Raw genomic sequence first — 14,437 nt, forward strand, 5'->3', positions numbered from 1 at the left:
CGCGTTATCTTGCCGGGAAAATGCCGGTTACCGAGACCGGCCGACAACTGTCACTCGAACAAGTACCCACTGTGGGTCTCCGCTAATTGATGAAAACGCGCGAAGCTTACGCCGCGATGTCTAGAGAGTAAACGCTGCACAGGGGTGTTGCGGGGGGAATCGCGGGGTTCTTCAGGAAGGGTTCAGCTTTCAAGCGAGGATCGTTCCCACGCTCTGCGTGGGAATGCAGTCCGGGACGCTCCGCGTCCCTTCCGAAGCGGACGCAGAGCGTCCATTGAGGCATTCCCACGCAGAGCGTGGGAACGATCAGTCAGCTGGCAGTGGCCAACAACAGGTCCCTCACCGACCGGCCATGCCCGCGGGATTTGCCATGGTCATACAACGAGCCGGCAATTTCATCGGCGCGGATCGGCAGGATCGACAGCAAGGTGTCGCTCAAGCCGTGGCTGGCCTGGCAGAAGCCCTGCATATAGATCCCGGCCTTGCAACGCTCGTCGGTGATCAGCCTGTAGTTGCGATCGACCTCAAAATCGCCGAGGTATTGCTCCAGCGGCGCCAACAACTTGCGGTGCATCTGCCGCTCGTAACCGGTGGCCAGCACCACGGCGTCATAGCGGTGAACCGTGACTTCGCCGGTGGCGTTGTTGCGCATCGCCAGCTCGATACCGCGTTCGGTGGCGGTGGCTTTTTCGATGGTGGTCAGGGTACGGAACGCATGGCGCGCGATGCCCGAGACTTTCTGCCGGTAGAAGATCCCGTAGATGCGTTCGATCAGGTCGATGTCCACCACCGAATAGTTGGTGTTGTGGTACTCGTTGACCAGACGCTCGCGTTCACTGCTGGCCTGCTGGAACACCAGGTCGGTGAACTCCGGCGAAAACACTTCGTTGACGAAGGGGCTGTCATCGGCCGGTTTCAGGGCCGAGCCGCGCAGGATCATGTCCACCTGCACCGACGGGAAGCCGTCGTTAAGGTCGATGAAGGCCTCCGCCGCACTCTGCCCGCCGCCGATGATCGCGATGCTCATCGGTTGGTTGTTCACGCACGGCTGCTTGGCCATGCGCTCCAGGTACTGGGAATGGTGGAACACCCGGCCGTCATCCTTCAGAGCCTTGAACGCTTCGGGAATGCGCGGTGTACCGCCGGCGCTGACCACCACCGAACGGGTGGTACGCACATGCTGCAAACCCTGAGCATCACGCGAGATCACCCGCAACGCCTCGACCTGCTGGTTGTGCAGCACCGGCTCGATGGTCAGCACTTCCTCGCCATAGCGGCTTTGCCCGGTGAATTGCCCGGCAACCCAGCGCAGGTAGTCGTTGTATTCCATGCGGCACGGATAAAAGGTACCGAGGTTGATGAAGTCCACCAGACGACCGTGGTGCTTGAGGTAGTTGACGAAGGAATACGGGCTGGTCGGGTTGCGCAGCGTCACCAGATCCTTGAGAAACGAGATCTGCAGTTCGCTCTGGGTGACCAGGGTGTTGCCGTGCCAGCGGTAGTCCGCCTGCTTGTCGAGAAACAGCACATCCAGCTCGCCCTGGCTCGGCCCGCGCTCTTGCAGGGCGATGGCCAGGGCCAGGTTCGAAGGGCCGAAACCGACGCCGATCAGGTCGTGAACGATGGGCGATGCAATTGCCTGTGTCATTTCCAGTGTCCTCTGGATAAACCCCGCAGCGGCGGGGATAAAGCCTGGGTGACCTGACCGGCCTTTGGCGGCGACAGATCGTCTGTTGAATAGGAACGAGGACAATGAAAAAAAATTTAACGAGGCCTGATTTAAGCGACATCCCACTGGCGCATCCGCACCCGGCAATGCTTCATGGCATTGACGATGTGCTTTTCCACCAGCGCTTTGGAAATCCCCAGGTGCTCGGCGATTTGCGGGTGTGACAGGCCTTCGATCTTGCGCAGCAGGAAACTCTCGCGACACAGCCGTGGCAGCTCCGCCAGCGCACGCTGGAGCATGTCCAGGCGCTGACCGTGATCGAGGCTGTTGTGGGGCGAAGGGATGAAGTAGCGTTCTTCGCTGTCGAGCACGTCCAGGGACTCGACCTGACGCAAGGCATTGCGTCGATGGTCGTCGATCACCAGGTTGAGCGCAGTGCGATAAAGGAACGCCCGGGGTTGCTCGATCGGCGTGTCGCTGGAACGCTCCAGTACCCGCAGATACGCGTCATGCACCACATCTTCGGCCACCTGACGGTTGCCTAGCCTGGCGTTCAGGAAACACACCAGCTCGCGATAGTAGTTTTCCAACATGACTCCCGGCCGCACGGGGTGCGGTTTCTATCCTTGAACCAGATCTGCGACCGCCCAGGTAGGCAGTGGCACGATGATGGCGATTTCGAGTGTGTAATTTATAGTAATTCTCATATAGATTTAAAGCGCTGTTTCTATTTGCCTGCTAAATAGTGCTGTCCTATACCTGTAATTTTGTCTGTCACTCAAAACTCCAACGCTTAAATTCCCCGCCTCTTCCCTCGTTTACAGGACAGCTCCCCGTGTCTGTCGGCCCTCCGACAGCGTTCAGCTGCCGCCAGGTTTTTGCGCGCCCGCTGAATGACGGGCCGAATCCTATTGGCCGGAACCCTGCATGAAACGTCCCCGTCACACCCGACGCGCCCTGCTTGTAGCCCTTTGTCTGATCCCCGTTATCGCCGTCGCGGCCTGGCAGGTTTTGCCTGCGGGTCGTGACCGCTTCGCCACGGTCCAGGTCGCGCGCGGCGACATTGAAAGCAGCGTCACGGCATTGGGAACCCTGCAACCGCGGCGTTATGTCGATGTCGGCGCCCAGGCCTCCGGGCAGATCCAGAAGATCCATGTGGAGGTCGGTGACGTGGTCAAGGAAGGCCAGTTGCTGGTGGAAATAGACCCTTCCACCCAACAGGCCAAACTCGACGCCGGGCGTTTTTCCATCGACAACCTCAAGGCGCAGCTGCAGGAGCAACGGGCACAACACGACCTGGCCCGGCAGAAATATCAACGCCAGCAGAACCTCGCCGCCGGCGGCGCGACACGCGACGAAGATGTGCAAACGGCCCAGGCCGAACTGCGCACCACTCAAGCGCGCATCGACATGTTCGAGGCGCAGATCCGCCAGGCCCAGGCCAGCCTGCGCAGCGATCAGGCCGAACTCGGCTATACGCGCATTTACGCACCGATGAGCGGAACGGTCGTGGCCCTTGATGCCCGGGAAGGCCAGACCCTCAACGCCCAGCAACAAACGCCGCTGATCCTGCGCATCGCCAAACTGTCGCCGATGACGGTCTGGGCCGAGGTCTCGGAGGCTGACATCGGCCACGTCAAACCCGGCATGACCGCCTGGTTCACCACGCTCAGCGGCGGCAACCGGCGCTGGAGCAGCACGGTGCGGCAGATTTTACCGATACCGCCCAAACCGCTGGATCAGACCAGCCGGGGCGGTGGCAGCCCGGCCAGTTCCAGTAAAAGCGGGACTGCCCGCGTGGTGCTGTACACGGTGCTGCTGGATGTCGACAACGCCGACAACGCGCTGATGGCGGAAATGACCACCCAAGTGTTCTTCGTTTCCAATCAGGCAAACAACGTCCTTACCGCGCCAGTCGCGGCGTTGCAGGGCGGCCCGCAGACCGACAGTCAAACGGCTCGGGTGGTCGCCCAGAACGGCGGCATCGAGCAACGGACTGTGCGCACCGGCATCAGCGATCGCCTGAAGGTGCAAATCCTCGACGGACTGGCCGAAGGTGATCACCTGTTGATCGGCCCCGCCGACGGCAGCGGAGGTTGAATGCAAACGCCTCTGATCGACCTGCAGGACATTCGTAAATCCTACGGTGGCGGCGACGCGCCGCAAGTCCACGTCTTGCGCGGCATCGACCTGTCGATCCACGCCGGGGAGTTCGTGGCGATCGTCGGCGCTTCCGGTTCCGGCAAATCGACGCTGATGAACATCCTCGGCTGCCTCGACCGGCCAACGTCCGGCGAGTATCTGTTCGCCGGCGAAAACGTCGCTGCACTCGACAGCGATGAACTGGCCTGGCTGCGCCGCGAGGCGTTCGGTTTCGTGTTTCAGGGTTACCACCTGATTCCGTCCGGCTCGGCCCAGGAAAACGTCGAGATGCCGGCGATCTACGCCGGCACCCCAGCGGCCGAACGCCACGCCCGCGCCGCCGCCCTGCTCGACCGTCTGGGCTTGGCCGAACGCACCGGCAACCGTCCGCACCAGCTCTCCGGCGGCCAGCAGCAACGGGTGTCCATCGCCCGCGCATTAATGAATGGCGGCCACATCATCCTCGCCGACGAACCCACCGGCGCCCTCGACAGCCACAGCGGCGCCGAGGTCATGGCGCTGCTCGACGAACTGGCGAGCCAGGGCCATGTGGTGATCCTCATCACCCACGACCGCGACGTGGCGGCCCGGGCCAAACGCGTGATCGAAATCCGTGACGGTCTGATCATCAGCGACAGCGCCCGCGACAACCCTGCCGTGCAGGCCTCGGCCAATCCCGGTGCGCTGCAAGCGGTGGATTTGCGCAAACGGCTGAGCGAAGGCAGCGAGGCCACCGGTGCCTGGAAAGGTGAACTGGTGGATGCCGTGCACGCGGCCTGGCGGGTGATGTGGATCAACCGCTTCCGCACCGCCCTGACGCTGTTGGGGATCATCATCGGCGTCGCCTCGGTGGTGGTGATGCTGGCGGTCGGCGAAGGCAGCAAGCGTCAGGTCATGGCGCAGATGGGCGCGTTCGGCTCGAACATCATTTACCTCAGCGGCTCCGCCCCCAACCCGCGCACGCCGCCGGGCATCGTGACCCTGGATGACGTCGCGGCGCTGGCCAGCCTGCCGCAGGTCATGCGGATCATGCCGGTCAACGGCGCCGAAGCCGGGGTGCGCTTCGGCAACCTCGACCATCTGAGCTACGTCGGCGGTAATGACACGAACTTTCCGGCGATCTTCAACTGGCCGGTGGTCGAAGGCAGCTACTTCACCGAGGCCGATGAACGCAACGCGGCGGCGGTCGCGGTGATCGGCCATAAGGTGCGCAGCAAACTGCTCAAGGATGTCGCCAACCCCATCGGCCAATACATCCTGATCGAAAACGTGCCCTTTCAGGTGGTCGGTGTGCTCGCTGAAAAAGGCGCCAGTTCCGGCGACTCCGACAGCGACAACCGGATTGCCGTGCCCTACTCGGCCGCCAGTGTCCGGTTGTTCGGCACCCACAACCCCGAATACGTGGCCATTGCCGCGGCCGATGCGCGCAAGGTCAAAGAGACCGAAAAAGCCATCGAGCAGTTGATGCTGCGCCTGCACGGCGGCAAACACGATTTCGAACTGACCAACAATGCCGCAATGATTCAAGCCGAGGCGCGCACGCAAAATACGCTGTCGCTGATGCTCGGCTCGATTGCGGCGATCTCGTTGCTGGTGGGCGGCATCGGCGTGATGAACATCATGCTCATGACCGTGCGCGAACGGACCCGCGAGATCGGAATCCGCATGGCCACCGGCGCCCGTCAGCGCGACATTTTGCGCCAGTTCCTCACCGAAGCGGTGATGCTCTCGGTGGTCGGCGGGATCGCCGGCATTGCCCTGGCGCTGATCGTCGGCGGCGTATTGGTGCTCAGCAAAGTCGCGGTGGCCTTTTCCCTGGCGGCCGTCATCGGCGCCTTCGCCTGCGCACTGATCACCGGCGTTGTCTTCGGCTTCATGCCGGCCCGCAAAGCTGCCCGGCTCGACCCGGTCACGGCCCTTACCAGTGAATGATCGACCTATGAAACCGCAACTGAGCCTGTTGACCCTTTGCCTGTTACTCGGCGCGTGCAGCCACCCCCCTCCGCGCCCGGACAGCGGCATTCAACCACCGCCGGCCTGGCAATCGCCACACCGTGAAAGTGCCTCTCAGACGAGTCGGCAATGGTGGACGCAGTTTGGCAGCCCGCAGCTTGATCACTTGATCGAACAGTCGCGCGTCGGCAGTTATGACCTGGCCGCCGCCATCGCCCGGGTGCGCCAGGCCCGGGCCGACACGGTGATTGCCGGCGGCTCGCAGCTGCCGGAGGTCAAGGCCGGCATGAACGCCAACCGCCAGAAACTGCTGCGTGGCAACGGCTACAGCCAACTCGATGCCAACAGCAGCAACAAGGCCGTGGACTACTTTGACGCCAACCTCAGCGCCAGTTACGAAATCGATTTCTGGGGCGGCAAACGCGCCTCCCGAGACAGCGCGCAGTTCGCGCTGCGCGCCAGCGAGTTCGATCAGGCCACGGTTGAATTGACCTTGCTCAGCGGGGTGGCCAACAGCTACGCGCAAGCCTTGTCGCTGGATGAACAAAGTCGCATTGCCGAGCTGAACCTGGCCAACGCACAGAACGTTTTGAAACTGGTGCAGACCCGTTTCGACTCAGGTTCGGCCACCGCACTGGAACTGGCGCAACAGAAAAGCCTGGTGGCAGCGCAACAACGACAACTGCCGCTGATTCGCCAGCAAGCCGAGGACGCACGGATCAGCCTCGCCGCCCTGCTTGGCCGACCGGTTCAGCAACTGCCGAGCAGCCAGGAGTCCTTCGAGCAACTGCAGTGGCCCGCCATCGGTGCCGGGTTGCCCAGCGAACTGCTCAGCCGCCGCCCGGACATCGCCCGCGCCGAAGCGCAACTGGCCGCCGCCCAGGCCAACGTCACGGTCGCACGCGCCGCCATGTTGCCCGCCGTGACCCTCAGCGCCAACATCGGCTCGGGCGCCAACACGGCCAGCGATATTCTGCGCAGCCCTTTCTACAACCTCACCGCCGGGCTGGTCGCGCCGATCTTCAATAACGGCCGCCTCGGTGCCGAGCGCGACAAGGCCACGGCCCGCCAACAAGAACTGCTGGAAGCCTACCGAGGCGCAATCATCAATGCTTTTGCCGACGTCGAAAAAGCCCTCAACAGCATTCGCGGCCTGGATGAGCAGCGGCAGTGGCAACGCGAAGAACTGAACCAGGCCCAGACCGCGTTCAACATTGCGCAAAGCCGCTATCAGGCCGGGGCCGAAGATTTGCTGACGGTACTGGAAACGCAGCGCACGTTGTATGCGGCGCAGGATTCGAATGTGCAGCTGCGGTTGTCGCGATTGCAGGCGAGCATTGCGTTGTACAAAGCGTTGGGTGGGGGGTGGCAGGTGCTTTGATCGAGGTTATCTGTACACCCTATGTGGCGAGGGAGCTTGCTCCCTCGCCACAAGTGCCTGGCTTACGACCTCAGCGGCTTGACCTTCAGATTCCGCGCATACCACGGCCGTTGCGGCACCCGCCGGAACAAATCCGCGAGTTTCTTTTCATCAGTGCCGAAGGTGATGCGCAGCGCCAGTTTCATGGTTTCCGGGTCCATTTCCACCGACTTGCCGACCTGTAATCCCGGCGTGGTGCTACAACCGTGGGTGCTCGGGCCGAGCCATGGATCATCAACTTCAACCCAGCGCCCCGGGGCGAACCAGGGCACGCCGTTGACCTCAAGCCGACTGAGTTCACCCGGATGGAAACGTTCGTGGGCGCGGAACCAGTCTTCCAGACGATCGTCGATCCAGCCATGGAAGTGCCAGAACACCGGGTTCACGTGGGATGAAAACGGGTCACCGAGGAAGTCGTTTTCCGGCGCATACCAACGCGCGGCAAAGTCCGCCGGATCCCGGGCAAAAGGCACCGGCTGACCGTTGGACGGATCGCGCGGCACCGAGGCCCAGCGCATGTGCAGCCAGTCGTGCAGGCCCAGCTCGATCTCCGAACCGAACTGCCCCAGGGTCAGCTTCGACAGATAACGCGGGTCGCGGTAACGGGATTCCCACACCTGAAAATTACTGTGATAGGTCTCGGCGGTTTTGATGTCGCTGACCCACTGGGTGTACTCGGTGTCTTCGGCGGCCAGCCAGGTGGGCGGCAGCGCCGTGCCATCGTGATTGTCGAAATAGCGGGCGAAGCCCTGACGGTCGCGCTCAAGCTCCGGCTGCGGCATCGGAAAGCTCGACCAGGACGGCAGGTCCTGCATCGAACGCGCCGTGCCGAGCATGTGCCGGTGCATGAAGAAAAAGTCGACCCCCGAGCCATTACGGTCTTTGCGCGGCCCCCGGGCATCGCGCTCATTGTCCCGCGGGCCCGGCTGCCAGCCGATGCCGCGCAAAGCACCCTGTTGGTCTTTGGAGAGCTTGTGCCATTTGTCCCGCGTGGCGTGCCAGAGCTGGTGGAACAAGCGGTGTTCGGGGGATATCAGCCACGCCAGCAACGGCGGATTCAGCCCCACACGCTCACGGGCTTCGGGAAACAGCCGTTTGCGTGCGACAAAACGATTGTCCAGTTCCGGCAAACCGAGCGGGCGATCCAGACGCAGAATCCGCCCGCTGAGGGTGCCACTGCCGGCATTGCCAAAATCGGCCCAGACCTCATCGAGCGTGACCGCCAGCTCATAAGCCGGCGCGCCGTTGGCCGATTGCCGATCGACCAGGCGCCAGTACAGCTGGCTGGCGTCAGGCGACACCAGATCGCCGATCACCCGGTAACGCGGCTCGGCTGCGCTGCGTAACTGCTGCGCAGTATCGAGGCAGCCACGCAGGCCGCGGCCGCGCTGGGCGATGTCGAGAAACAGCTCCAGCCCGTGCTGCGGTAAACCGTCGAGGCCCGCTTGCGAACCTTCGAAGCGGATATCCCAAATGCCTCGCAGCGAGTTGGCCAACTGCTGACCCGCGGTGTCCGCCAGGTCGACCGTCGCTTCGCCGGGGGTGATCGTCGGGTCCGGCTTCGTCCATTCGCGATGCCCATAATAAGCCGCAGGCACGGCAGCGCCAGTCAGCGCCAGGCCTGCCATGAACCATCGTCGAGAAATCGTCATTGCCCTACCTGTGTCAGCCATGAAGCAGGCTTTATCCAAGCTAGAACGTTTGTTACCCCCGAAAATTTAAAAGCATCGCGGGCAAGCCCGCTCCCGCAAGCTCACCTAAATTTCCCTGCCAGCCACTCGTTCCTCCCAGATAGCAAAGGCCCCTGCGCCTGCACCGGGGCGGCGAACCTGACAGAGATGGCAATGACAAAACCACGTTCGAAAAAGGCTCTTTACATCGGCCTGCCGCTGGCCCTGGCAATCAGCGCCGGCGCCGGCTTCGCGGTCTGGTATTACGGATTCAAGGACAACCCCGGTTACCCGATCAAGGTCATGAAACAGGCCGACGAGTTGCACGAGCGCATGCTCTCCTTCGATAGCCACATCAGCCTGATGCAGAACTTCGGCACCCAGGGCAACGAAGCCGACAAGGATGGCAAGGGCCAGTTCGACCTGGTCAAGGCCAACCGCGGACGCCTGTCCGGCGCGGCCCTGACAATTTTCGGCTGGCCGGAACTGTGGAATGGCGCCAACGCGCCGCACAAGCCCACCGCCGGTTTTGTCGAAGAGGCACGCAACCAGCAGGAGATCCGCTACAAGATTATTTCCGGGATGGTCCGCGACTTTCCCAATCAGGTTGCCATTGCCTACACCCCCGACGATTTCCGTCGTTTGCACGGTGAAGGCAAGTTCGCGATTTTCATCAGCATGCTCAATGCCTACCCGCTGGGCCACGACCTCAACCTGCTGGACCTGTGGACAGCACGCGGCATGCGCATGTTCGGCTTCAGCTACATCGGCAATAACGACTGGGCCGACTCTTCGCGCCCCCTGCCGTTTTTCAACGATTCGCCCGATGCCCTCGACGGCCTCTCCGACCTGGGCAAGCAAGCGGTGCATCGCTTGAATGATCTGGGCGTGATCATCGACGTGTCGCAAATGTCGGCCAAGGCCCTGGAGCAAGTCGCGCAATTGAGCCGCACGCCGATGGTCGCCTCGCACTCGGCGCCACGGGCGATGGTCGATATCCCGCGCAATCTCAGCGACAAGGAAATGCAGCTGATCAAGAACAGTGGCGGCGTGGTGCAGGTGGTCGGTTTCTCCCAATACCTGCGCCCGCTGACCCAGACCACCCAGGACAAACTCAACGAACTGCGCAAGGAGTTCGACCTGCCGCCCCTGCCGAACCTCGCCATGGCGTTGATGCCGGGCGACCCGGTCATCGCTGCCTGGTCGGAGAAAAAATTCGGCCAGTACGCCAGCCGTCTCTACGCGATTCTCGAAAAAGAACCCAAAGCCACCCTCAAGGACCTCGGTGATGCCATCGATTACACAGTGCGCAAAATCGGCATTGACCATGTCGGCATCAGCTCCGATTTCAACGAAGGGGGCGGCGTCAAGGGTTGGAACAACGTCGGTGAAATTCGCAATGTCACGGCGGAACTGATTTCGCGCGGCTACTCCGAAGCAGACATCGCCAAGCTCTGGGGCGGCAACTTCCTGCGGGTCTGGGATCAGGTGCAGAAAGCCGCCAAGCCAGCGCTGATTTCACAACAAGGCACGAGCAAACCATGAGCGATCGTCGCACCTTTCTGAAACAGGCCGGGATCCTCGCCGCCGGCCTGCCCTTGACTGTCGGTCTGGACAACGTCGCCAGCGCCACGCCGCAGCCCTCGCCACCTCGGGACAAATGGGCGCAACTGCGGCAGCTGTTCGACCAGGATCCGGACTACCTGCATTTCTCCAATTTCCTGATCACCTCGCACCCAAAGCCTGTGCGTGAAGCGATCGAGATGCACCGTGCCGCCCTCGATAAAAACCCCGGGCTGGCGATGGACTGGGACCTGGGTGTTATCGAGCAGCGTGAAGAAGAGGTGCGTGTCTGGGCCGGTCGTTACCTGCAAGCCAATGCCAAACAGATCGCCTTGACCGGCAGCACCACCGAAGGCCTAGCGATGATTTACGGCGGCGTTCATGTGCGCCCGGACCAGGAAATCCTCACCACGGCCCACGAGCATTACGCGACCCACACCATTCTCGCTCTGCGCACCCAACGGGACGGCACCCGGGTGCGCAAGATCAGGCTGTTCAAGAATCCGCAGACGGTCTCCAAAGCCGAGATCCTTGCCTCGATCGACCAGAACATCAAACCCGAAACCCGCGTCCTGGGCATGACTTGGGTGCACTCCGGCAGCGGTGTGAAACTGCCGATCGCCGACATCGGCGCGCTGGTGGACAAGCACAATCGCGGCCGCGCCGACCAGGACCGCATTATTTACCTGGTCGACGGCGTGCACGGTTTTGGTGTCGAGGACTTGAGTTTTCCGGCCATGAACTGCGATTTCTTCATCGCCGGCACCCACAAATGGCTGTTCGGCCCCCGTGGCACCGGCATCGTTTGCAGCCGCAGTGAAGAGGTCAAATACGTCACGCCGATCATCCCGACCTTCTCCGAAGCCACGGCGTTCTCCACCACCATGACACCCGGCGGTTATCACTCGTTCGAGCACCGCTGGGCGCTGAACGAAGCCTTCAAGCTGCATTTGCAATGGGGCAAGGCCGATGTTCAGGCGCGTATCCATGCGCTGAACAGCTATATGAAAAAACGCCTGCAAGCGCACCCGCAAATCGAACTGGTCACGCCCCTGAGCCCCGAGCTGTCGTCCGGCTTCAGCTTCTTCCGGGTCAAGGGCCAGAGCAGCGACAAGATCGCCGCCTGGCTGATGCAAAACCGCGTGATCGCCGATGCCGTGGAGCGCGACGTCGGCCCGGTAATCCGCACGGCGCCGGGGCTGCTCAACACCGAAGCTGAAGTCGACCGCTTCATCGCGTTGCTCGGCAAACAGCTCTGATCGCCAGCCCCCTCTGATTCCTTTTAACTTTTTATCGAGAGCAATGATGAACAGTGAGCTGCGTAGTTTTTCCCTGAAGACGCTCCCCGCACTGGCCTTCGCCGCCGTGGTTGCAGGCCTGCTGCCGGGCGTCGCTCAGGCTGCCGCCCCCGCCCCGCCCGGCAAGGTTTTCAAGGATTGCAAGGACTGCCCGGAGATGGTCGTGCTGCCCACCGGGACCTTCACCATGGGCACCCCGGACAATGAAGTGGGTCGCGAGCCAGACGAAGGTCCGTTGCACCCGGTGACCTTCGCCAAACCGCTGGCCATCAGCCGCTTTCAGGTGCTGGCCGGCGAGTGGGACGCGTACCTGCGCGACAGCGGTTATGTCATGCCCGACGGCGACACCCGCCCGGGCCGCGAGTGCAAGGCCGGCGTGCCGCGCTATGAACGCACGGCCAGGCATCCGGCAGTGTGCATGGACTTCCCCGAGGTCAATGCCTACGTGGCCTGGCTCTCGAAGAAGACCGGCAAACACTATCGACTGGTCAGCGAATCGCTGCGTGAGTACGCCGCCCGCGCGGGCAGCAGCGGCCCGTTCCCCTTCCCGTTCGATGAAGGCAAGGAATACAGCATCGCCAAACACGCCAACACCTACGGCGCCGCCGATGGCTACAACTTCACCTCACCGGCGGGCAGTTTCCCGGCCAACGCCTTCGGCGTGTACGACATGCACGGCAACGTCTATGAGTGGACCGCCGATTGCTACAACGAGAACTACATCGGAGCACCGAGCGATGGCAGCGCGTGGTTGACCGGCGAATGCACGGCCCGACGCATTCGAGGCAATGACTGGGGTGAAGCACCGGTGTTCTCGCGTTCGGGCAACCGTAACGCCACCTACCCCGATACCCGTGGCGACTGGCTCGGTTTTCGCGTTGCGCGAGACCTGTGATGCACGCCCACGAACAGCTCAACCCTTGAACCTCAACCCTTGAACTTCTGCCCTTGACGGCACTTGAAGCGGAAACCCCCATGACCTCGAATTCCCGCGGAGCCATCAGTGAAGTCCTCAGCCTGCTCAAGCCTTACCGGGTCGTCGTGGTGCTGTCGATCCTGCTTGGCATGCTGGGTGGACTCAGCATTACCGCGCTGCTTGCGACCATCAACGACGCCCTGAACGCCGAAGGCAGCCCCACCGCCAGTGTGCTGATGACATTTGTCGGCCTGTGCGCGCTGGCCCTGACGGCGTCGATTCTGTCGGACATCGGCACCAATCATGTCGGCCAACGCATCATTGCCGGGCTGCGTAAATCCCTGGGCGAGAAAGTCCTGTTGGCCCCGATCGAACAGATCGAGCGCTATCGCAGCCATCGACTCATTCCGGTCCTGACCCACGATGTCGACACCGTCAGCAGCTTCGCCTTTTCCTTCGCGCCGCTGGCCATTGCCTTCACCGTGACCCTGGGCTGCCTGAGCTACCTGGCGTATCTGTCGTTGCCGATGTTCGCCCTGTTGCTGGTGGCACTGGTGATCGGCACCGTGGTGCAGTATGTGGCCAGGGCCAAGGGCATCAAGGGCTTCGAAGCCGCTCGCGAGGCTGAAGACGAACTGCAAAAGCACTACAACGCGATTGCCGCCGGCGCCAAGGAACTGCGCATTCATCGCCCGCGTCGCCAACGCATGTTCAGCCAGCGCATCGAAGGCACCGCCGACTACATCTGCGATACCCACATCCGTTCGATCAACACGTTCGTGGTGGCCAAGACCTTCGGTTCGATGCTGTTTTTCGTGGTCATCGGCCTGGCACTGGCGCTGCAGTCGTTTTGGCTGGGCACTGACAAAGCGGTCCTCAGCGGTTTCGTACTGGTGTTGCTGTACATGAAAGGCCCGCTGGAATACCTGGTCATCACCCTGCCGGTAGTCAGCCGCGCCAACATCGCCTTCAAACGGATTGCCGACCTTGCCGAACAGTTTTCCTCGCCCGAGCCGCACTTGCTGCTCAGTGACAAAAACACCCCCAAAACGGCGGTCGAACACCTCGAATTGCGAGATGTGCATTTCGCGTTCCCGCCGGTGGACGGCAGCAAACCCTTCACCCTCGGGCCGGTCAACCTCTCCATCGCCCAAGGTGAAATCGTGTTCATCGTCGGCGAGAACGGCGGTGGCAAGACCACACTGATCAAGTTGCTGCTGGGCCTCTACGCGCCACAGGGTGGTGAAATCATCCTCAACGGTGCGCCAGTGCTGGCCAGCAATCGCGACGATTATCGCCAGTTGTTCACCACGATTTTTGCCGATTACTACCTGTTCGACGAACTGGTGCAAGGCGACCAGCAGGTTCCCGAAGACGCCAACCGTTACCTGGAACGCCTGGAAATCGCCCACAAAGTCAGCATCCGCGATGGTGCATTCAGCACCACCGACCTGTCCACCGGCCAGCGCAAACGCCTGGCCCTGTTGAATGCCTGGCTGGAGGAGCGTCCGGTGCTGGTGTTCGACGAGTGGGCGGCTGACCAGGATCCAGTGTTCCGGCGAATTTTCTACACCGAACTGCTGCCGGAACTGAAGTACCTGGGCAAGACCATCATCGTCATTTCCCACGACGACCGTTACTTCGATGTCGCCGACCAACTGGTGCGGATGGAGGGCGGACGGGTCGTCGCGCAGAAGCAGTCGTTGGCAGCGGTCTGATCACGTTCTCTGCCGATGCCTGTCAATCCGCCGGAGCGCCCTCGTTCCGGCAGTTACCCACTGAATGTTTACCCGTGTGGGCGCAATG

General features: G+C 62.1%; 10 protein-coding genes. 7 read left to right on the forward strand and 3 right to left on the reverse strand.

All coding sequences use genetic code 11. The features are described 5' to 3' along the window. Positions 1-310 precede the first annotated feature (310 nt). Both PMI21_RS27560 and PMI21_RS27555 read right to left on the reverse strand, forming a co-directional pair. Positions 311-1,648 carry a lysine N(6)-hydroxylase/L-ornithine N(5)-oxygenase family protein gene (locus tag PMI21_RS27560; protein ID WP_007933093.1) on the reverse strand — a complete coding sequence of 446 codons (1,338 nt, stop codon included), beginning with the start codon at positions 1,646-1,648 and terminating at the stop codon, positions 311-313. A gap of 131 nt (positions 1,649-1,779) precedes the next feature. Next, complete coding sequence (locus PMI21_RS27555) at positions 1,780-2,262, reverse strand: sigma-70 family RNA polymerase sigma factor (protein WP_018925353.1); 483 nt, start codon at positions 2,260-2,262, stop codon at positions 1,780-1,782. Positions 2,263-2,596: 334 nt separating this feature from the next. On the opposite strand from PMI21_RS27555, the gene PMI21_RS27550 reads away from it, so the two are divergent. The 3 genes from PMI21_RS27550 to PMI21_RS27540 are packed head-to-tail and all read left to right on the forward strand — an operon-like array spanning position 2,597 to position 7,145. Beyond that, the gene (locus PMI21_RS27550; protein ID WP_007933095.1) at positions 2,597-3,769 is read left to right on the forward strand and encodes an efflux RND transporter periplasmic adaptor subunit; all 1,173 of its coding nucleotides are present in this window, start codon (positions 2,597-2,599) and stop codon (positions 3,767-3,769) included. Further along, entirely contained in the window at positions 3,770-5,743 is a 1,974-nt protein-coding gene (locus PMI21_RS27545; protein ID WP_007933096.1) for a MacB family efflux pump subunit, read from the forward strand. It begins immediately after the preceding gene. 7 nt (positions 5,744-5,750) lie between these two features. Continuing rightward, positions 5,751-7,145: an efflux transporter outer membrane subunit gene (locus tag PMI21_RS27540; RefSeq protein ID WP_007933101.1), complete on the forward strand. Its 1,395-nt coding sequence runs from the start codon at positions 5,751-5,753 to the stop codon at positions 7,143-7,145. 62 nt (positions 7,146-7,207) lie between these two features. Here the strand turns inward: PMI21_RS27540 and pvdP are convergent, their stop codons facing one another. After that, the gene (gene pvdP, locus PMI21_RS27535) at positions 7,208-8,836 is read right to left on the reverse strand and encodes a pyoverdine maturation tyrosinase PvdP (protein WP_007933103.1); all 1,629 of its coding nucleotides are present in this window, start codon (positions 8,834-8,836) and stop codon (positions 7,208-7,210) included. Positions 8,837-9,028: 192 nt separating this feature from the next. On the opposite strand from pvdP, the gene pvdM reads away from it, so the two are divergent. From pvdM to PMI21_RS27515, 4 genes are all read left to right on the forward strand, one after another. Beyond that, positions 9,029-10,399 (forward strand): pyoverdine-tailoring dipeptidase-like protein PvdM, encoded by a 1,371-nt coding sequence (gene pvdM / locus PMI21_RS27530; RefSeq protein ID WP_007933105.1) that lies wholly within the window; start codon positions 9,029-9,031, stop codon positions 10,397-10,399. Beyond that, positions 10,396-11,676, forward strand: coding sequence for a pyoverdine-tailoring periplasmic protein PvdN (gene pvdN / locus PMI21_RS27525; protein WP_007933106.1), 1,281 nt, complete (start codon positions 10,396-10,398; stop codon positions 11,674-11,676). Before pvdM ends, pvdN begins: the two co-directional genes overlap by 4 nt. Before the next feature lie 46 nt (positions 11,677-11,722). Beyond that, entirely contained in the window at positions 11,723-12,610 is an 888-nt protein-coding gene (pvdO, locus tag PMI21_RS27520; RefSeq protein ID WP_007933107.1) for a dihydropyoverdine dehydrogenase, read from the forward strand. 80 nt (positions 12,611-12,690) lie between these two features. Continuing rightward, complete coding sequence (locus PMI21_RS27515; RefSeq protein ID WP_007933109.1) at positions 12,691-14,349, forward strand: cyclic peptide export ABC transporter; 1,659 nt, start codon at positions 12,691-12,693, stop codon at positions 14,347-14,349. Positions 14,350-14,437: the final 88 nt, after the last annotated feature.

It is taken from the genome of Pseudomonas sp. GM18 (genome assembly GCF_000282195.1).
Lineage (GTDB): Bacteria > Pseudomonadota > Gammaproteobacteria > Pseudomonadales > Pseudomonadaceae > Aquipseudomonas.